Origin of the sequence: Nostoc sp. UHCC 0302 (assembly GCF_038096175.1) — a bacterium.
Lineage (GTDB): Bacteria > Cyanobacteriota > Cyanobacteriia > Cyanobacteriales > Nostocaceae > UHCC-0302.
Map to the genome: position 1 here is coordinate 6,339,262 of NZ_CP151099.1, position 21,514 is coordinate 6,360,775.

Genomic DNA, 21,514 nt, shown 5'->3' on the forward strand with positions numbered 1-21,514 from the left:
TCGAGGTGCAAGAGACTCTTGACTCGATGACAAAAGAGTGCAAAGTATCAGTTGACATAAAATCAAGATGATGCATGAGGGAAATGGAGAGAAGTCCGAGCAGAGGAAGCTACTGCTGGGAACTTTGGGAGAGATTGATTAAAATCCCCCATCCTTAAAGGACAGTACTCGCCCCTATACGCCCTGTTGATTTGGGAAATACACCAGATACCGCTATAGTTTTTAACAACATCCAGCCAGACTTTTCAGGATTACAAGGTCAGTAAGGATCAATGTCGCAGTCTTATTTTGATACAGAGAATAACGGACACAAATCTTTTGAATTACCAGGGGCAAGACCACACTACAATCCCGATCGCCCTGGGCAGGTAGAACATATTTTTCTAGATATTAGCTTGGATATTCCTAACCAAAGCTATGCAGGTAGTTGTAGCATTCGCCTTTTGCCAATTCGTAATGGCATTGACCGTTTGACTTTGGATGCTGTCAACCTGAATATCAAGTCTGTGCAAATAGACGAGGTACCGCAAAATTTTGATTACGATGGAGAAAAGCTTGCCATCCAGCTTTCTGAAGCAACCGAAATTGGTAAACGCCTATTAATTGCGATCGCCTACTCGGTAACAAAACCACAGCGCGGTATTTACTTTATTCAACCAGACAAACACTACCCAAACAAGCCCACCCAAGTCTGGACTCAAGGAGAAGACGAAGACTCTCGCTTCTGGTTTCCCTGCTTTGACTATCCAGGACAACTATCTACTTCCGAAATTCGTGTCCGCGTCCCCAAAGCCCTAATTGCCATTTCTAATGGTGAACTGATTGACACTACAGAAGAGGGTAATGACAAAATCTACCATTGGTCGCAGCAGCAAGTTCATCCTAGCTACTTAATGGCTCTGGCAGTTGGTGACTTTGCCGAAATTCAGGATGAGTGGAAAGGCAAACCTGTCACCTACTACGTAGAGAAGGGACGAGAGGAAGATGCCAAGCGCAGCATGGGCAAAACTCCCCGCATGATCGAATTTTTGAGTGAAAAGTATGGTTACCCCTATGCTTTCCCGAAATACGCCCAAGTGTGTGTCGATGACTTCATCTTTGGGGGAATGGAGAATACCTCTGCCACTTTATTAACAGATAGATGTTTGCTGGATGAACGCGCTGCTTTGGATAACCGCAATACCGAAAGTTTAGTGGTTCACGAACTAGCGCACCAGTGGTTTGGTGATTTAGTGATCATTAAACATTGGTCTCATGCTTGGATTAAGGAAGGAATGGCTTCTTACTCTGAGGTGATGTGGACAGAACATGAATATAGTTCACAAGAAGCAGATTACTATCGTTTGCTAGAAGCTCGTCGTTATTTGGCAGAAGATAGCAGTCGCTACCGCCGTCCGATGGTGACACACGTTTACCGTGAAGCTATTGAACTTTACGATCGCCATATCTACGAAAAAGGCTCTTGTGTTTATCACATGATTCGGGCCCAATTGGGAGATGAACTGTTTTGGCAGGCAATCCAAACATTTGTGCAGGATAATGCCCACAAAACTGTAGAGACAGTAGACTTACTCAGGGCAATTGAAAAAGCTACCGGACGTAATCTATTGTTCCTTTTCGACCAGTACGTTTATCGCGGTGGTCATCCCGATTTTAAAGTTGCTTACTCTTGGGATGGGGATGCTAATTTAGCGAAAGTAACAGTAACCCAAACCCAAGCAGCAGAAACTAACAATGGCAGTAAAGATTTATTTGATCTGAAAATACCCATTGGTTTTGGCTATACGCAAAATGAAGAACCAACGAAACTTAAAACTTTCACAGTACGAGTGAATGAACGCGAACAAAGTTTCTATTTCCCACTCGAAAATAAGCCCAAATTTATCAGTTTTGATGTAGGGAATAACTCTCTTAAAACAGTTTCTTTGGAGTATCCATTACCGGAGTTAAAAGCACAGCTAGAATTTGATCCCAATCCTATTTCACGTATCTATGCAGCCGAAGCTCTGGCGAAAAAAGGTGGATTAGAAGCAACGCAAGTATTGTCTATGTCACTAAAGAAAGACCCATTTTGGGGTGTGCGTGTGGAAGTGGCAAAACAATTAGCCCAAATCAATTTAGACCAAGCTTTTGATGGGTTAATTCCTGGATTGAAAGATAAAAATTCCTACGTAAGAAGGGCTGTAGTAGAAGCACTTGCTCAAATTAAAACCAATGAAAGCTATAAAGCTATCAGAGGTGTCGTACAGAAAGGCGATCCCAGCTACTATGTGGAAGCAGCAGCAACCCGTGTAATTGGGGCGATCGCATCTGCGAACTTGGAAGAGAAATCCAAGGAAGACAAAGTGTTAAAGCTGCTGAAATCCGTCTTGGAAGAAAAGGCGGGTTGGAATGAAGTAGTGCGGAGTGGTGCAGTTGCTGGTTTAGCTGAACTAAAAACTTCGGAAGCAGCTTTAAATCTACTCCTGGAATATACCAAACTCGGTGTACCACAACCTCTACGTCTAGCTGCAATTCGCGCTTTAGGAAACATTTCTGTCGGTCAAAGTGCGCTCAATTTGGAACGGATTCTAGAAAGATTAACAGAACTAGCGAAAGAAACCTTCTTTTTAAACCAAGTGGCGGTAGCAGCATCACTAGGGCAAATGGAAACTCCCAAAGCCGCAGGAATTTTGCGATCGCTAGCTGATCAAACAGCAGATGGGCGTGTACGTCGCTATGCTGAAGAAGAAATTTCTAGAGTACAAAAGAACATTGGCTCAGAAAAAACACTACGTCAATTGCGTGAGGAATTTGACCAACTCAAACAACAAAACCAGGAATTGAGAAGCCGTTTAGAGAACTTGGAAGCAAAATCTAAGCAGCACTAAACTATAAAATAGATAGGCGTAATTAAAAATATAACTTTGCTAATTGGTAATAACTTAATCATAATTATCAGTTACCAAAGTTATACTTTTCGCCGACTTCTATTTGATAAATTATACAATTTTGAAAAAAGAATGCAACATTATAGACGTTGCATCGCAACTTCTATACCGGGGAATTTGTTGCAATCATTAATTAAATCAGTATTAGTAATAATAAAGTCAATACTAAAAGTATAACTTGTGCATTAAAGTTTATAAATTCCAAGATAATTTTTATTATTCACTGTTTAGCAGAAGTTATACTAATCTTAAAAAAGAATGTGACAAATAAACCATCTGTAGAGACGCGATGAATCGCGTCTTCACCCAAGGATGTGTTGCAATCATTAAATTGAATTGGTATTAATTTTATAAATATAGCAATCCTAAATGAGTTGTAAAAAAATTCACCCCCCGGCTAACGCCGTCCCCCCTTACCAAAGGGGGACTACAGGGGGGTCGCAACAACCTCAAATTTTCACAAATGATTTAGGACTGCTATATAATCCTACAATCAAATACTGTTACATACTGATTAATTTAATGAGAATCCTATGTTTAAGTCAGTAAATATAATTAAGCTGAAAATATTTTGTTGTTTATAGTTTGCACTTAAGCGTTAAAGGGCAAATTATAAACTTTAATTTATTTTTGCCTATTTACTTTTATGTAAAATACAATACTTACCAATAGATTTTTCCTGGTACGTAGTAAAAAAAGTTTCATTTTAGGATTTTCATTACATCCAACTTTTGGTTTACTTAAGACATAAAACTCTTTATTTGCAAGCGCTTAAGCTTTTTAGTTTAGTAGCAGGCTAGTTATGTATTTATTATTAAATAGTTAAATTTAGTACACGCAGTATTTAATTTTATAGATGATATCTATCTTTAGAAATACAACAAATTGAAGAGGTAATTAAATTCTGATGTAGCTAAAACAATGATTACCTCTGTCTTTGTTGAACGTAAGTTTGACGAATCAAAGCCGAAAGGCTTCTCTAAAAATAATTCCTAAATTTATCTCGCATATGTAGTGCCATAAGATACTTTACTGAGAATTTTCTCAATAAATTAGCCTTTTGTCGAAAAATGTGCGATGTCTGACTACAAGCCTTTCTTCTATTGGAGACCAAGGCGAAAGAAAAGCATTTTGCAAAAGTTTGAGAGCTATTTGGCTCGTCAAACTCACGTTGTTGACGGTGGAAATACATTTGAGTTTTTGCACGCAAGTTGTGTAGGGTTGTCTTAATGCGTAAACCTGTTCTAACGATTTTTTACCAATTCAATCCTTGGAACACTACTATTGGAGGAATTCAGACACTAATCAAGACATTTATTAAGTACGCACCTGAAGAAATTGAGGTGCGGCTTGTAGGAACTGGAGATGATAAGTTTCAGCATAAGTTGAAGTGGCAAGCAGCAGAAGTTGCAGGTAGAGAGATTAGTTTTCTACCTTTATTTTCCTTGAAAAATGATAATTTTAGAAGTTTAATACCTACCACATTTAAATATACGGCTGCTCTTTTAGGACGTTACTTAGCTTCAGATTTTATGCACTTTCATCGGCTGGAACCAAGCTTAGCAGCCTGGAATTGGCAGGGTGAGAAAACTCTATTTATCCATAATGACATTCACACGCAGATGCAAGCCGCTGGTGATCAAAAAGCGATTCTGTGGCGAAGATTTCCAGGAGCATATTTCGCCTTAGAAAGTTTATTAGTTCGCCAGTTTAGCCAAATTCTTTCATGCAATACCGATGCCGCAGAATTTTACAAACAACGTTACCCCAACGTGCAAGACAGGGTTGCATACATCAAAAATTCGTTTGACAACGAAATTTTTTACCCTTTAAGTCAAGCACAACGGCAAGCTCAACGGCAGGAACTGGCTATTAAATTAGGTCTGGATGAGGAAACACGTTTTATTCTATTTGCTGGACGCTTGCATCCACAAAAAGATCCAATATTATTAGTACGTGGGTTTGCTGCTTTGAATCAACCGCACACTCATTTACTGATAGCAGGTGATGGGGAGTTAGCAACAGAAATACGCGTGGAAATTGGTCGGTTAGGATTGTCGAGTCAAGTGACGATGTTAGGAGCAGTTGCAATAGAAGAACTGGCAAAGTTACATCGAATATGCGATGTCTTTGTTCTATCCAGTGCATATGAAGGTCTACCTTTAGTAGTTCTGGAAGCGCTAGCTAGTGGAACGCCGATAGTAACGACTAAATGCGGTGAAACTCCAAAGCTATTAGCTGCTGATAGTGGAATTGTATGTGAACAACGTACACCAGAGTCAATAGCAAATGCTTTGCGCCAAATCATATTGCATCCTGAAGATTATCCAAGTGCGTCTTGCATAGGAACTGCATACCCCTATGCTGCTTGTACTGTTATCAGAGATATCTACAGCAAAATGCTAAGTCGTTGGAAGTTTGGGGACTAGGGATTGGGTATTGGGGACTGGGGACTAGGGAGATGGGGAAGTACTAAGAGAATAACTTATACCCAATCCCTAATCTTGCATGAAGCGCCTTGACTTGATAAACCATCTTCATAAATAACTGATTGCCATGAAAATAGCCGTGATTGGTGCGAAAGGTTTGCCTCCTAAACAAGGAGGAATTGAGCATTATTGTGCAGAAGTATATCCTCGTATGGTCGCGCTGGGTCATCGTGTTGATTTATATGCCCGGTCTTCTTATACAAACTCTTCTTGGTTTGACCATTATGACTTTTGGGGTGTACGAGTTGTTTCTTTACCTAGTAGAAATTGGCGCGGACTAGATGCTTTTATTGCCTCAGCACTAGGAGCGATCGCTGCTTGTGGGCAGCAATATGATATAGTTCATTTTCACGCTCTTGGCCCATCTTTATTTACTTTTTTACCAAGAATTACTACCTCTGCAAAGGTTGTAGTCACCTGTCAGGGATTAGACTGGCAACGCGCTAAGTGGGGCAATTTTTCTAGTCGGCTGATTCACATGGGGGAGAAGACGGCAGTACGCTGCGCCCACGGGCTAATTGTAGTATCAAAAGACCTAAAATCTTACTTTCTCCAAACCTATAATCGCGATACAGTCTACATTCCCAACGCTCCCGCTAGCTACGCAGGGTCTGACCCTAACTTTGCGTACGCTAGTTCCCTTGGTTTAACACAGGGGCGCTACATTCTATTTGTAGGCAGACTTGTACCAGAAAAGCGTCCTGATTTGCTTTTAGAAGCCTTCTGTGCGCTGAAACCAGCAGGGTGGAAACTGGTCTTAGCCGGAGGTGTCAGTGATACTAGAGCATTCAGCAGCAAGCTATTAGAAACAGTTGCTAGTCATCCAAATATTGTATTTGCAGGGGAACTCCAAGGAAATCGTCTGTGGGAGATTGTACGAGGAGCAGGCTTGTTTGTCCTTCCTTCTGATGTCGAGGGGCTACCTCTGGCAATGTTAGAGGCGATGCGGGAAGGTATACCGGTGCTGGCTAGCGATATCTCACCCCACCAACAATTGATTAATAGTAGGCGGGGAATGCTTTTTGAAGCTGGAAATGTAGACTCCTGTATTCGTTCTCTAGACTGGGCGATTAATCACCCAACTGAAATAGCAGCAATGGCTGAAAATGCACAAAAATACGTGCAGCTTCACTATAGTTGGGAGCAAATTACTTCTGAAACTCTAAAACTATATACGACAGTTTTGAATTCGCCTGAGCCAGTAAGTGTGTCTGAGCCTACTTTCAGCAGAGTTCCTGGGTTTGTCACCAAAAAAGAAATGTAGTTTGAGATTTGTTAAAAACCTGACCACTGTCAAATAACTCTATTAACCACCTAAAGAAACAAAGGTATATGTAATGGAGAAAAGCATTTCATCCTTACCAGTGGTCTTAAAGCGGCGAAGTTTGCCAGCGTTGGCAACATTTACTGCTGTGATCGGCGGGGCAGTTATTTATCTAGCCTTTACCCCACGTTTGTATCAATCATCAGCACAATTGATGCTAGATGACAAAAGAGTGAGCGTTTCCGACTTGGGACGCGACCTGACGAAAGTACCTGTGGGGATACCTGGTGGCCCCAGCCCAGTGGCTGATCAAGCAGAATTAGTCAAATCGCAACCTATTTTAGAGCGATCGCTTGCGAAGGTTTTTCCCCATTCTCCCAGCAAACTTACAGCGGAGGAATTTGCTAAAAAGTTGCGAGTGAAAATTGCCCCAGCTACGAATATCTTGGTCTTAACCTATGAAGCTCAAGACCCAATTCTCGCAGCCAAGCTTCTTAATGCGGTCTCCGAGACAATGGTTGAGGAAAGTGTCCAACAAATCCGCAAAGAAGCTGCAAACGTGGCGGATTTCTTAGCTAAAGAGGTTCCAACAGCTCGCTTGCGGCTGCAACAGGCAGAAATTGCCGAAAACAGATATAGACAAGCTACTGGATTAATCTCTTTTACCGACCAAAGCAAAAGTTTAGTTGATAGTTTAGCGAATTTAGAAGACCAAGAACGGACTTTATTAGCTCAACTCCAAGAAACGCGATCGCGTGATGCATCCTTGCGACAAATCACTAACTCTACAACCCTCAACAAGGCTTATCTCTCTGTCCGCGGTGGTCAAGACCAACAACTCCAAAATTTACGTACGAAGTTGGCAGATTTAGGGACGCAGCTTATTGATGTTCGTTTGCGCTTTACTGAGAACCATCCGACTGTCATAAATTTGCTTGAGCAGCAGCGAGATATACGTGCTTTGTACACTCAAGAACTGGCTCGCCTCTCACCCGGAAATCCAGCTATCTCCCCCAGCAATATTGCCTCCGATTCTCTCAGCCAGAATCTCTCCTCTGAACTAATTACTAATGAAATTCAACGCTTGGCAATCCAAAATAAACTCAAAGTTATTCAGTCTTTGAGAACTAATCTGCAAAATCGTCTTGCCGAACTCCCAATCCTCCAGCAACCACTAACTGTACTGACTCGCCAACGGGAAGAAGCCGCAGCATCCCTAAAGTTACTACAAACCAAACTGGAAGAAGCAAGAATTGCTGAAGCTCAACTAGTTGGTAATATCCGAATTATTGAAGAGGCTAAACCAGCAACTTCTCCCTCATCTCCCAAACTTCCAATCGTGCTATTACTAGCGGCTATCTTAGCTGCGATCGCAGCCATTGGCGTAGCACTGCTACTAGAAATGATGGATAACACTCTGCATGATCCTTCAGAAGCTGAGGAATTACTGAAGTTGCCCTTGTTGGGTGCATTACCTTCCCTGAGCGCGAAGACACTGATCCTGGAGCCAGCAGAAAATTTCTTAGATGATATTGCTTTAGTTGAACCTTACAGGATGCTGCTGAAGACATTAGAGTTTGGCAGTTCTCAGAAGTTACGGAGCATTGTGGTTAGTAGCACCAAGTCCGGTGAGGGGAAATCAGTAGTAGTTTCGCACCTCGCTGCCGTCTCAGCGATGTTATCTCGGCGGACATTAATCATAGATGCAGACTTACATCGCCCCATGCAACACAAGCTGTTCAACTTAGCTTGCCAGCAGGGAATTACTGATGCAATTGCCAGGTCTCAATCTCTATCTTTAATAGAAGTAGTAAAACTTACAGAGATCGAGAATCTCTCAGTATTAACTTGTGGGGAACTATATGCACGCCCCTCACAGTTATTAGAGTCTGAGGCAATGAAGTCGTTGGTGGCAGAAGCTACTAATAAATACGACTTTGTAATTATTGATACACCCGCTTTGGACGTTAGCGCTGATGCTGCTACCTTGGCTCGATATAGTGATGGCATCATGCTAGTGACTCGTCCTAGTTTCACACCCAAAGAGTTACTGCAAAAAGTCGTAGCACAACTCAGACAGAATCAATTACCGATTCTAGGGGTAGTTGTCAATTGCATGACAACTCAAACTGAAAAGCCTTACCACTATTTATCCCGTCCCCGCAAACGTTTAACAGCTATAGCAGACACCGCTAATTCGTCTAACGGTTCGAGGGCTAAGTGACGATGTTAACTAATCAAAGCTCAAGCTTTCTGATGTCGTTCTGGGTTGGATTAGCTGGTGTGGGAGTTGGGATAGTAGCAGGTTTTCTTGCAGGTGCAGAACCTCTTTACCTGGGTTTGGCTGTAGGTGCGATCGCGATCGCCTTCTACTTCTTTGCCAAATTTGAGCAAGCGGTTATTGGTCTATTAATCATACGTAGCGCTCTCGATCCTTTCTCTGATCAGCAGGTTCCAGCTGCATTTGCCATTGCTCTTGATCTCCTAACTTTACTTTATGTAGTGGTGGCATTATTAATCGGTCAGAGAGTGCATACAGACAAATTCTGGTGGTTATTTGCAGCCTGGGTAGCTCTACAGGGTTTCTGGGTGATACTCATACCTTTACAAGAATTGCAGTTTGATGATGCTGTTTTGCTAGACAGCATCCGCGAGTGGGTACGTCTTTTTTCCTGGCTGATGGTCTACTTACTAGTGATGCAGCTTAAAGACCGACTCCAACCGCAAAAGATGATATCTGCGCTATTTTTTGCCCTGATCATACCCTTGACGGCAGCGCTGATGCAGATATTCCTTCCGGTTTCGCTCTTACCAACTATACTCCAAGTCACTGTAGACCCGATTTCTGGAGAAATATCTCGGATTAATGGTACTCTCGGCCTTTCTAATACCTTCGCCACTTTTCTGTTACTGTTCATTGGTTTGGCTTGGTGGCAGCTTGGTCAGTCTCAAAAACGTTGGCCTTGGCTAGTGTTATTGGGTTTACTCGCTTTTATCTATGTCGGTACTAAAGCTTTATTCAGCTTGATGATGCTGGGTGTTTTTATTCTGGTACTGATGTTGCCAAGATTAAATCTGATTAATCTCATTTGTGGAGTATTGTTATTTGCGCTAGTCATAGGACTATTTGCCAGCACAGAGTTTGGACAACAACGCCTCGGCTCGCTAGTGCAAACACCACTCCTCAATCCAGACATGGACATATCACGGGCGATTCTTCTGGCACAGGGAGATCACAACAGTTTTAACTGGCGGCTATCTCAATGGACTTATCTACTAAAAGCTTGGGAACAGTATCCGATTTTTGGTTATGGTCTATCGACTAGCCGCTATTTAACTATTTACAATAACTACGCCCACAACGATTATGTCCGCGCCATAGCAGAAGGCGGAGTCATAGGCATTTTAGCTTTTCTAGCCTTTCTCGGTACTCAGGCTACACATTTAATTCGTTTAATACGACACACTCCCCCTAACAGCGCTCAAAACAAGCTGTGTTGGGTATTGTTAGCTTTGCTTCTCTCGATGTTTGTCGGCATGATTACCGAGAATATTTGGACTCACACAACCTTCTTTTTCTACTGGTGGACTCTGTTGGCGATCGCTGGTTGGAACTGGAATCAGTCCAGGGAGCTAAATGCCTTATGAACCCTCTATTAAGTTATGCAGCCATGATCCAGCAGATGATTGACTTTAACAGTAACGTTCAGCGGGCAAAGGAACGTAAACAAACCTATCGAGTGGTTTTGGTTCATCCCAGCGCCGGAGTTAATTGGAGTGGAGGCGCAGAAAGATTTGCCATTGAGCTGGCTCATTTCCTCAGTTCTTACTTTGAAGTGGAATTATTAGCAGGCGCTCCTTGTAGCCCCTTTTACTATCCTGCTGGTGGTATTCCTCGCACTCAGGCACATGAAATTCTCGGTAGTTCTCCGTTAACTCCCCTACTGAAACATTTTTTTACTCATTCTGAGATTGTTATTGAACACCTGACCAGCTTTTTGCCTTGTGCAATGCGGTTACTGACACACCCAGCTGACCTAATTTTTCCTTGCAATGATTACGGTGGCTTGGCAATGGCAGCTTTTGTTCGCGCCTTGATTGGTACACCGATTCTTTATACCGAACACGCTGGATTATTGAGCAGTGGGCGATTGTTGGCACGTAACTTGCTGTTTCGCCCCGATCATCTTGTAGTTTTTTCGCAAAAGATGGCTAATTTAGCCCGAAGCTTACAACCATCTCAAGCTACCACCATCATTCACAACGGTGTAGATACGAGACGCTTTACACCAATAGGAGAACAGATGACCTTGGGTTTAAGCAAACCTCTGGTGTTGTGTGTAGCTTCTCTCAACCGCGACAGTCACAAGCGTGTTGAACTGGCAATCAAGGCTGTAGCAAAGCTACCACAAGTAAATTTTCTAATTTGTGGGGATGGTACTGACCGGGCGTATTTTCAATCATTAGGCAATGAGTTGTTGGGAAGCGATCGCTTTGCAATTAAAAGTTTTCCCACTGAGGAGATGCCTAAAGTTTATCGCAGTGCAGACGTATTTACACTGCCATCTATAAATGAGCCATGTGCGCTTTCTTATTTGGAAGCAATGGCAAGTGGTTTACCAGTGGTTGCTACAGACGATGAAATGCGTCGCCATGTTGTTGGAGATGCTGGAATTGTCTGCGATGTCACGGATGCCAACAAATATGCTGCGGCTATTGCCAAAGTTTTGAATAGAGATTGGCAGGCAAAAGCCAGAAATAATTCCTTACGTTTTAGCTGGGATGCTATTGCATTACACTACCGGAATGTCATTTTACAGACAATTATTCAGTCTAGGAAATCTTAGTTTTATAAGTTTGATAATATGGCAAAAGTTTCTGTAATCATTCCTGCTGACAATGCGATAAATTATCTGCAAGCAACTTTAAAAAGTGTTTTGCAGCAGACTTTCATAGATTTTGAGGTCTTAATTGTTGGTGATGATAGTACAGATAATCTTATTGAATGGGCGAATTTGCTAGTAGATCCGCGAGTGAAATTGATTTTCCACAAAGATCAGGGTATAGTGGCAGCACGCAATACAGGTATTGCTGAGGCACAAGGTGAGTACATAGCATTTTTAGACACTGATGATTTGTGGGAGTCAACTAAGCTAGAAAAACAAGTAAAGTATCTGGAAGATAACCCAAAGATCGGCTTGGTGCATACAAATATAGTGTTGCTTAATTGGCAAGATAAGCCCTCAGACAGAGTAACAACATCTAATGCCGAAGGTGATGCTTTAAAACAATTATTAGAACAAAATGCAGTAATGACTTCTTCTGTCATGGTTCGTCATTCTTGCTTAAAATGTGTTGGTGAATTTGATATAAATTTACGCTCATCACAAGATTGGGCTATGTGGGTGCAAATTGCTGCTCGTTATCCCTGTGCTGTAATTAAAGAACCTCTAGTTTACTATCGAGAACGTACTAATAACCCCAAAAAAAACTGGCAGATACTAGAACAAGATTTGCAGCTATTGGAAAGAGTATTCCAATCAGTTTCACAAGAGCTTATATCTTTAAAAAATCGTAGCTATAGTTATGCCAATATGAATTTAGCTTGGAAAGCACTACAAAACGGCGATCGCCAACAAGCAAGGTATTTTCAAAAGCAAGCGATCGCGTTCCATCCTCGCCTACGCTACTCTACTCAGTGCATTCGTCTGAATATAGCTATTGCAATCATCCAATTCTTGGGATTTGACAGCTTTACAAAAGTACTGTCACTCACATACACGTTACGTAAACGAGTTACATCACTTATTGCACAACAACCTTGAAACAAAGGTTACTGCTCATCATGAGTTTACAAAATATGCCAAAAGTTTCTGTGATCATTCCCGCCTACAATGCGATGGCTTATCTGCCAGAAACTTTAACAAGTGTTTTGCAGCAAACTTTCACAAATTTTGAAATATTAATTATTAATGACGGAAGCACAGACAATATTGTGCAATGGTCGAATCAGTTACTAGACCAGCGTGTGCAACTGATTTCGCAAAATAAACAAGGTGTATCTGTAGCACGTAATACAGGCATTACGTATGCAACAGGAGAGTATATAGCATTTTTAGATGCTGACGATTTGTGGAAGTCAACTAAGTTAGAAAAACAAGTAAATTATCTGGAAGCTCATCCGGAAATCGGCTTTTTGCATACAGGTATGGTATTAATTGACCAGTACGGTAAGTCATCAGGCAGAGTCATGATATCTAATGCAGAAGGTAATGTTTTAAAACAATTACTAGAGCAAAACACAGTAGTTACTTCTTCTGTAATAGTCCGTGCTTCTTGTTTAAAAACCGTCGGTGAATTTGATAGAAAATTACGTTATTCACAAGATTGGCATATGTGGGTGCGGATTGCTGCTCGCTATCCCTTTGCTGTAATTAAAGAACCTCTAGTTTGCTATCGCCAACATCCCAATAATGCAACAAGAAACTGGCAGATGTTAGAACAAGGTTTTGAAATGATTGAAACAATTTTTCAATCGGTTCCAAAAGAGTTAACGTATTTAAAAAATCGCAGCTATGGTTATGCGAATATCTACTTAGCTTGGAAAGCATTACAAAGTGGCGATCGCCAACAAGCAATATATTTTCGCAATCAAGCGATCACTCACTATCCTCAGCTACGCTACTCTACTCGCTGCCTTCGTTTAAATGTAGCAATTACAGTCATGCAATGGTTAGGATTTGAAGGCTTTAACAATGTTCTATCACTTATATATGCCTTACGTCGGCGAATCACATCAATAATTCCACAGTGACACGAAAGGTATGAAAAAAGAGGCGATTTTCTTTTCCTTGCTCCTAGAGTAAACCGCCTTGGCAAAATCCAAAATTTTACTTTTTATTCCAAATGGCAACTACAGCAATTCTAAATTGTTTGTAAAAACTAAAGATTTCTCTTAATCTCTCTTCTCTGTGCCTCTGCGTCTCTGCGTGAAATTATTAAAATCTCTCTTCACAGCCTAAATAAGATATCTGTAGATACATTCAATTTACTAGATATAACGTGATTGATGAATAGTGTTGAAAGGCTAACAAAATGCTACTGATATTCCACCATTCATCACGCAAACATCAGCAAAAATTCACTTAATTCAGGAAGTAATTATGGGGCTACGCCATCAAGCCTTAAAAGGCGGATTTATCATGCTTATCCGCCAAAGTTTGGGCATATTACTCAGCTTGGTAGGTATGATATTTATTACTAGAGTAATTGGGCCAAATGAGTATGGGCTTTTCGGAGCAAGTACCGGAATTATTATTTTCTTTTACCGCTTAGCTCCTTCGGGTCTGGATGCTTATCTACTTCGCAAACAGGCTAATCCAGAGCAGCAGGAATACAATCAAGCCTTTACTTTATTGTTATGCATCAATATCATTTGTGTTGTTGTTCTAGTGCTGGGACGACAGATGATTGCTCAGTTGCTGAGGCTTCCTGAAGTTGCACCTCTTATAGGAATCTTGGCTTTGACGATACCTCTAAGTACCTTAAATATGCCTTGGGTCGTAAAGCTGGAACGCGACCTAAATTATCAGCGAATAGCATACATTGAATTACTTAGCCAAATTACCTATTATCTCGTAGCAATACCGCTAGCAGTACGTGGATTTGGTGCTTGGTCTCCGGTTTTTGGCTTATTCACACAACAAGCTAGCCAAATAACACTAAATTACTGCTCTAGCAATTTTCGACCGCGCTTATGCTGGAATTCAAGTTTAATTCGGACAATGCTCAAATATGGCCTAAGCTATGCGACTTCAATTTGGATTTGGGAACTGCGTACGTTAGTTAATCCAGTGATTGTAGGGCGTTTTGCTGGGGCTGAAGCTGTCGCCTTTGTGGCTCTATGCATTCGTTTAGTGGAAATGCTTTCTTTTGCTAAAGCAGTAACCGCGCGGCTAGCGGTCGTAGCACTTGCCAAGCTAGGAGATAACAAGTCTCGCCTACGCAAGAGTATTCAAGAGGGAATGCGCCTACAAGTGCTAGCAGTTGGTCTCCCAATGGTGAGTTTCGCCCTCGTAGCTCCTGTGGTGATAACGCTCGTTTTTGGTAAAAATTGGAATCCGGTGCTGCAAATATTTCCGCTGATTGCCGTTAGCTATCTTACTCGTACCATTTTCAATCTACATTCTTCAGTACTGTATCTCAAGGAGAAAAATCTTCAGGTTGCTTGGTTTAACCTCGTACACGTAGCTTTGTTTGCGGGAAGTGCATTTTTGTTGATGCCGCATTTAGGAATGATTGGTTACGGCTGGGCTGAAATCTTTGCACTAGCCAGCTGCTTTATCCTTCATCTCTACACCATTAGAGAGGTAGGCAGCCTAAATTACACTGAAGCACTGATTTGGTACACTATCTTGGTCGCTGTTTTAATTCTGAGTGCAATCAACAACGAAGCTCGTTACCTATCTAGCTTATTGCTCCTGCTTCCACTGGTCTCAACTAAAGAGAGAAATAGCCTAATTGGCTACTTTCAAATATTTAAATCTTAGAGATGTTGCTAAAGGTACATCTATGCTGAATTAGCATTTTGATTAATAACTACAATCTCTGATGGCACTGAATCGGCGATCGCTAATTAACCGTTGCAATCTCTCAAAATAGATTTAAGCTAAAGCTGTAATACTACTGTTGTTATATGTAACCGATATTAAATTATCATACTTAAGTTACAGTATTTTCTTCCAAAAGTAAATGTTTATATTTCCATTAAGTATAGTTAAGAAAAAATAAAATCATCTAAAAGTTGGTTAAGTACTTGTAGTTTTATAAAGTATAATTAAGAAAAAGATAAATAAATCTAAGCAGTTAAAGTAGGCTGAATTCGCCTCGAACGCTACTCAAAAATGGGTAAAGTTATAGCTGCTTAGATGAGTACAGTTTTCCTGTGCTTGCAACCAGCTTGTGGGTCAGGAGACAAGCAAAAAGTGTAAATTTCCGAGTTTGAAGAGGCAAGTAAAGGCGTGGGTCAGTATCAACCTGCTCAGCTAAAGCGCTACAATCCAGACGCGATCGCTCGTTACTATCGTCACCGCCCTTGGCTAGCTTGGGGACGATTGATAAAAATTGTCTGGTCTTTTGCAGGATTTATACTCAGTCTCAAGTGGGACGAATGGCAAGATCAAGTTGAGCAGAACAAGGGTAAACGAGCAATCCAGTTGCGAGAACTGCTCACTCGCCTCGGCCCGACTTTTATTAAAGTTGGTCAAGCCCTATCAACTCGACCTGATCTAATACGCAAAGATTTTCTAGAAGAACTGGTGAAGTTACAAGACCAGTTGCCACCATTTGATAATGCGATCGCCTTCCAGATTATTGAAGCCGAACTAGATCGCCCAATTCCCGAAAGTTTCAGTGAACTCTCACCTAACCCAGTAGCTGCTGCCAGTTTGGGTCAAGTATACCGTGGTCGTTTGGTAAGCGGCGAAGAAGTTGCAGTCAAGGTACAACGTCCCAATTTACGCCCAACCCTCACACGCGACTTATATCTCATGCGTTGGGCGGCGGGTTGGATAGCTCCCTGGTTACCTCTCAATCTTGGTCACGACCTGACTTTAATAGTCGACGAGTTTGGGACTAAGTTATTCGAAGAAATCGACTATATAAATGAAGGTCGCAACGCGGAAAAATTTGCTACTAACTTCCGTAACGACCCGCAAGTCAAAGTTCCAGGTATTTACTGGCGTTATACCAACACTCACGTTTTAACCCTGGAATGGATTAACGGCTTCAAGCTAACAGATACTAAACGCATTCGCGAAGCCGGTTTAGACCCAGAGACAATCATCCAAATAGGTGTTACTTCGGGTTTGCAGCAGTTGTTGGAACATGGCTTCTTCCATGCAGATCCCCATCCTGGTAATTTGTTTGCTATGCCCGATGGGCGCATGGCTTACATTGACTTTGGGATGATGGATCAGTTAGAGGAAACCACCAAAGAAACGCTAGTCGATGCATTAGTACATCTGGTGAATAAAGACTACACCGACTTAGCCGAAGACTTTGTAAAATTGGGCTTTCTGACTCCAGACACAAATATTTGCCCGATTGTGCCAGCATTAGAAGCGGTGCTAGGGAACGCTATTGGTAAAAACGTTGGAGATTTTAACTTCAAAACTATTACCGATGAATTCTCAGAACTGATGTATGAGTATCCTTTCCGAGTGCCGGCAAAGTTTGCTTTAATTATTCGTTCCCTAGTGACACAAGAAGGTATTGCCCTAAGCCTCAACCCGGATTTTAAAATTATCGAGGTGGGTTATCCATATATAGCACGGCGGTTGCTGACGGGAGAATCACCCGAATTGCGGCGACGTTTATTGAACGTCTTGTTTAAAGATGGTAAATTCCAGTGGCAGCGGTTAGAGAATTTAATTGCGATCGCTCGTACTGATAGCAATTTTGATGTTTTACCCACAGCACAGATGGGGTTGCAATTTTTGCTATCAGATGAAGGCAAGTTTCTCCGCAGACAGTTCGTACTTGCTCTGACAGAAGATGACCACCTTCACACCGAAGAAGTCCAACGCTTATGGAACCTAGTTAAAGAGGATTTAAAACCAAATCGGTTGTTAAATGTAGCGATCGGCATTTTTACAGATTTATCCAAAGAAGGCGTAACTGCTATCCTACCAAAAGCTACATTTCTTACGCCTTTTGCTGGAACCGACTCAGCAGGTAAAAATTAAAAAATCAAACTGCAAAATTTGTTTAGAGAAAGCTTGTTTTAAAATAAACTAGGAGTTTTCATGTACTATTACTCTCTGCAACCGCCTTATTTCCTGCTACTTGTTGGTTTCCTAACAGCATTAACTTCCGGTTTTGCATTATCTGGGACTTTGAAAGTAATTGTCCAGAAATGGCCAAGCGAACGTTCAGAAAATTCTAAACCGCGTTCTTCATGGAAGCAATTATTTGTACCATTTCTCGGTATAACTGGTGGTATTTGTCTATTTCTCTCTTCAGGCTTAGAGATATTTGGCTTTCCCTCATTCCTAGCTTTAGGAGTCGGTCTGCCTATTAGTCTGCTTACTTGTTTGTTAGTTTGGATACAGTTGGGAAGTATGCTGGCTTTTGCCGAACGCCAAGGAATGCAATCTCTAGACTTAGATTCTTTGTCTTAGAGATAGAACAAAACACTTATAAATGAATTAAGTAGGTAGGTGCCAAAAAAGTCAGCTATGTTAAGATATGTAAAGACTGATAATGCATCTACAAGGTAGTTGGTGTATGGGTGCGCGTTTAAGGGTATTTCTGACTCCTGAGCAAGACCAAACTTTACTAAATCTGAGAAAACAGGATGTACCACAGAAAGTCAAAGACAGGGCGGAAATAATCAGGCTAAATGCACATGGTTGGTATGTAGAGAAGATAGCAGATCACTTTGATTGTCACAAAAAAACAGTCACAAAAGTTTTGCATCAATGGCAAAAACTGGGCACAGAAGGGCTTTGGGAATCTCCTGGGCGAGGGGGGAAACCAAAGTGGCTTGAGGATGACATGATATTTTTAGAAGAATGCCTCAGAAACGAGCCACGCACATACAATAGTTCTCAGTTAGCTTTGAAGTTGAAAACAGAACGCAACGTTGAGATGAGTGCCGACAGATTAAGACGGGTACTCAAAAAAAGGGGGTCGATTGGAAACGGACAAGGAAAAGCCATAAAGGAAAACAAGACCCAGTAGCACGAGCAAACAAGCAAGCAGACCTAGACATGTTGGAATTAGCTGCTGCCACTGGTGAAATAGACCTGAAATACCTAGACGAGTCAGGGTTCTGTATGTGGAGCGAACCTAGTTATACATATTACTTTAGAGGTGAGCAAAAACGGTTAGAACAGACTAAACGCCGTGGTCGCAGATTAAGTATTATCGGGCTTCTCCAACCTTTAATCAGTTTTGTTTACGGTTTAGTTATCGGTGGTGTTGACCGTAAATCTTATATAGAAATGATGGAGAAAGAAGCCAAACAAGCCCAAGAAACTGGACGTATCAGCGTGATTGTGCAAGATAACGGGCCAATACATCGCTGCCAAGAAGTTCAACAATTGTGGAAAAAATGGGAAAGTCAGGGTTTGTACATCTTTTTTCTCCCGAAATATTGCTCAGAAATGAATCCAATTGAATTGGAATGGCAACATCTCAAGAAAGATGAGTTATCCGGGCAAGCATTTGATGATGAGCTAGATCTCGCTTACGCCGTCATCAATGGTGTTCAAGCTAGAGGAAAAAAAAACAATCACAACACACATCGTGTAAAATTTAGCTCTAGATTATCAACTTAAGATTTTGTTACATAGTAGAAAATTTCGGTGCCTACCTACTTACTTGTCTGGTTTCATCCGCTGCCAAGCAAAATTCATTTTCACCCATGCATCTTGCCAATAAGTTCTGAAGTCATGCCCTCCTGCTTTGAGCGCACGATGATGACCGATCCATACCAAAATTACTGTTACTAAAAAGAGCATTCGTTGTATTAGATAGGTTAGCTGCTGTAACCAAATGGGTCGATTTTTGTAAATAATTGCTAACCGTTCATATTGAAAGCGGATGTGTTTAACTTCATCTCTTAATATCTGCTGGCATAACTGACGTAGAACGATAGAGTTCGTGGCTTTTTGTATTGCTTTGTAATAAACTAAAGCAAGTGTTTCTACAATAATGACTGGTGTTGTCCAAATCTCCATATTTGGCGTTGAATAACGTACTAAACGGAACGTTGTGTCACCCCAGTTACGTTTTAGTCGTGGAATGTGGGCAAGATCAAGAAATCTTCCTAAGTCGTTTCCGTGGCGTTGCTCTTCTTTAATAAATAGTTCGATAACATCAACATATTTAGGATCATTGATTCGCTTTGAGTAATTTTTAGCAGCAGCAAGTAAGTGCGAACCATCTGATGTTTCACCCAATTGCCAAGCTGCCAGTGAAGCAGCTATTGTATTCCGTTCATCTTCTGTAATTTCTGCTCCTCGTTCCCAAGGAATATCCAACTGAAACTCTGCATTAGCTTTATAGTAAACATACCACTGAGCAGATGTGGTTAGTGAAGCCGAAGTGGGTAAAAGTTGGTGAGGATTCATCAACATACTGACTGTTTATAGAGTGCTACCATCTGATTTTTCCCAAAATTAACTGCGAAATCTCAGAAGATTTGGGGCTTGGATAAACAGTGTGATTACTTTGCGTCCTTAAATATCCATAAAAAAGGCGAACCAAGTTCGCCTAATAATATCGTGTTATTGTATTGCTCGATTAAAATCCAAATCTAAATCTTCGCTTCTTCTCTCACCAACTTATCCCAACCCAAATCTTTCAAATTATTATTCCGACGTAGCGGACGAGTTACCAACTCTAAAATGTCACGCGCATTTGTAAAGCCGTGAATTTGAGCAAAAGTGAACTCCACAGACCATTTTGTATTAATACCGCGCGCTTCCAGTGGATTAGCGTGCGCCATACCAGTAATTACCAAATCTGGTTTCAACTCATAAATCCGCTGAAGTTGATTGTAATTATCTGGCTTCTCCACAATCCTTGGCAGGGGTGAACCCATTTCCTGGCAAGTTTTTTCCAGTAGTGCCAACTCAGCAGCTTGATAGCGCTTATCCATGTAGGGAATGCCAATTTCGTGAACCGTCATCCCACAGCGGATTAAAAACCTTGCCTGGGAGATTTCTAGCAAGTTATCACCCATGAAGAACACAGACTTGCCGCGAATCAGTTTCACGTAATCTTCCAAGCCTGCCCAAATTTGGGCTTCCCGTTCATCCAAACCTTGGGGAGTAATGCCAAACACAGAGCAGATTTTCTCAATCCAAGCACGTGTACCATCGGGGCCAATGGGGAAAGGTGCGCCGATGAGTTTGCACTTGCGGCGACGCATTAAAGTTGTAGCAGTGCGGCTGAGGAAGGGGTTGACACCAGCGACATAATACCCTTCTTCTATTACTGGCAGTTCAGTAAAGCGCTTCGCGGGTAACCAGCCAGAAACTTTAATGCCTTGCTTCTTCAATTCCAGGGTTAACTGAGTAACTACGGGATCAGGGAGAGAGCCGAAGAGAACGAGAGGTGGGTGATCGGCGTACTCAGATTCTTCTTGAGCAACATCTTCTTTCTTCTTGCCGAAGTTAAGCAGCTTTTGAATAGCGTTGCGTTCGTTCTTGTCTGTTTCCGCCACAGGAGACTTATCAGGACAACGATTAGCCATTGCTGCTAAAACAGTGTCTTCCCCTTGAGTGAAGGCATAATCTAGACCGTTAGCACGTGCTACGACGATGGGAATGCCAATTTCGCTTTCCAGCTTGGGTGCTAAGCCTTCCAAGTCAGTTTTGATGATTTCAGTAGTGCAAGTGCCAATCCAAACAATTACACTAGGGTTGCGATCGCGCTTAATCTGTAAACACAACCGCTTTAACTCTTCATAATCATTCAACTGTGCTGAAATATCCCCTTCTTCCAACTCTGCCATTGCATAACGGGGTTCAGCAAAAATCATCACCCCCATCGCATTTTGCAGGAAGTAGCCACAAGTTTTTGTCCCAATCACCAAAAAGAAGCTATCTTCAATTTTTTGGTATAACCACGCCACGCAGCTAATTGGGCAAAAGGTATGGTAATTCCCAGTTTCGCACTCAAAGTTTAAAGCTTCTGGTTGTTGAGCGACAGTCATTTTGGTTTTTCTCCCCTTGATATTTAAAGGCAGGTGAAAGTAGGGGATTTCATGAGTTATGAGTTTAGATTACTAATTCCTAACTCCTGACTCTTAACTGAGTATT

Annotated in this window: 14 protein-coding genes; 12 read left to right on the forward strand and 2 right to left on the reverse strand. The window is 41.6% G+C overall.

Features of this window, described 5'->3' with window-relative positions:
- Positions 1-272 precede the first annotated feature (272 nt).
- From WKK05_RS27385 to WKK05_RS27440, 12 genes are all read left to right on the forward strand, one after another.
- Positions 273-2,870, forward strand: coding sequence for a M1 family metallopeptidase (locus WKK05_RS27385; RefSeq protein ID WP_341526178.1), 2,598 nt, complete (start codon positions 273-275; stop codon positions 2,868-2,870).
- Between the two features lie 1,289 nt (positions 2,871-4,159).
- Entirely contained in the window at positions 4,160-5,359 is a 1,200-nt protein-coding gene (locus WKK05_RS27390) for a glycosyltransferase (RefSeq protein WP_341526179.1), read from the forward strand.
- Positions 5,360-5,486: 127 nt separating this feature from the next.
- Positions 5,487-6,683, forward strand: a complete 1,197-nt coding sequence (locus WKK05_RS27395) for a glycosyltransferase family 4 protein (protein ID WP_341526180.1) — start codon at positions 5,487-5,489, stop codon at positions 6,681-6,683.
- A 73-nt stretch (positions 6,684-6,756) separates the two neighbouring features.
- A complete protein-coding gene (locus WKK05_RS27400; RefSeq protein ID WP_341526181.1) occupies positions 6,757-8,907 on the forward strand; it encodes a polysaccharide biosynthesis tyrosine autokinase in 2,151 nt (716 codons plus the stop codon).
- A 2-nt stretch (positions 8,908-8,909) separates the two neighbouring features.
- Entirely contained in the window at positions 8,910-10,331 is a 1,422-nt protein-coding gene (locus WKK05_RS27405; protein ID WP_341526182.1) for an O-antigen ligase family protein, read from the forward strand.
- Positions 10,328-11,530, forward strand: a complete 1,203-nt coding sequence (locus WKK05_RS27410) for a glycosyltransferase (RefSeq protein WP_341526183.1) — start codon at positions 10,328-10,330, stop codon at positions 11,528-11,530. The genes WKK05_RS27405 and WKK05_RS27410 overlap by 4 nt, the downstream gene beginning before the upstream one ends.
- Before the next feature lie 18 nt (positions 11,531-11,548).
- Complete coding sequence (locus WKK05_RS27415) at positions 11,549-12,508, forward strand: glycosyltransferase (RefSeq protein ID WP_341526184.1); 960 nt, start codon at positions 11,549-11,551, stop codon at positions 12,506-12,508.
- A gap of 35 nt (positions 12,509-12,543) precedes the next feature.
- Complete coding sequence (locus tag WKK05_RS27420) at positions 12,544-13,497, forward strand: glycosyltransferase (RefSeq protein ID WP_341526185.1); 954 nt, start codon at positions 12,544-12,546, stop codon at positions 13,495-13,497.
- A 349-nt stretch (positions 13,498-13,846) separates the two neighbouring features.
- On the forward strand, positions 13,847-15,232 hold the full coding sequence (locus WKK05_RS27425) for an oligosaccharide flippase family protein (RefSeq protein ID WP_341526186.1): 1,386 nt from the start codon (positions 13,847-13,849) through the stop codon (positions 15,230-15,232).
- Positions 15,233-15,703: 471 nt separating this feature from the next.
- Positions 15,704-17,428, forward strand: a complete 1,725-nt coding sequence (locus WKK05_RS27430) for an AarF/ABC1/UbiB kinase family protein (protein WP_341526187.1) — start codon at positions 15,704-15,706, stop codon at positions 17,426-17,428.
- A gap of 60 nt (positions 17,429-17,488) precedes the next feature.
- Positions 17,489-17,863, forward strand: coding sequence for a hypothetical protein (locus WKK05_RS27435; RefSeq protein WP_341526188.1), 375 nt, complete (start codon positions 17,489-17,491; stop codon positions 17,861-17,863).
- A 106-nt stretch (positions 17,864-17,969) separates the two neighbouring features.
- A protein-coding gene (locus tag WKK05_RS27440; RefSeq protein WP_341525019.1) for an IS630 family transposase occupies positions 17,970-19,024 on the forward strand; the annotation gives its coding sequence in 2 pieces (ribosomal slippage) (positions 17,970-18,362 and positions 18,365-19,024; 1,053 coding nt in all).
- Between the two features lie 39 nt (positions 19,025-19,063).
- Here WKK05_RS27440 and WKK05_RS27445 read toward each other — a convergent pair.
- Positions 19,064-19,825 (reverse strand): ferritin-like domain-containing protein, encoded by a 762-nt coding sequence (locus tag WKK05_RS27445; RefSeq protein WP_341526189.1) that lies wholly within the window; start codon positions 19,823-19,825, stop codon positions 19,064-19,066.
- A gap of 179 nt (positions 19,826-20,004) precedes the next feature.
- On the reverse strand, positions 20,005-21,408 hold the full coding sequence (locus WKK05_RS27450) for a ferredoxin:protochlorophyllide reductase (ATP-dependent) subunit N (protein WP_341526190.1): 1,404 nt from the start codon (positions 21,406-21,408) through the stop codon (positions 20,005-20,007).
- Between the last annotated feature and the right edge of the window lie 106 nt (positions 21,409-21,514).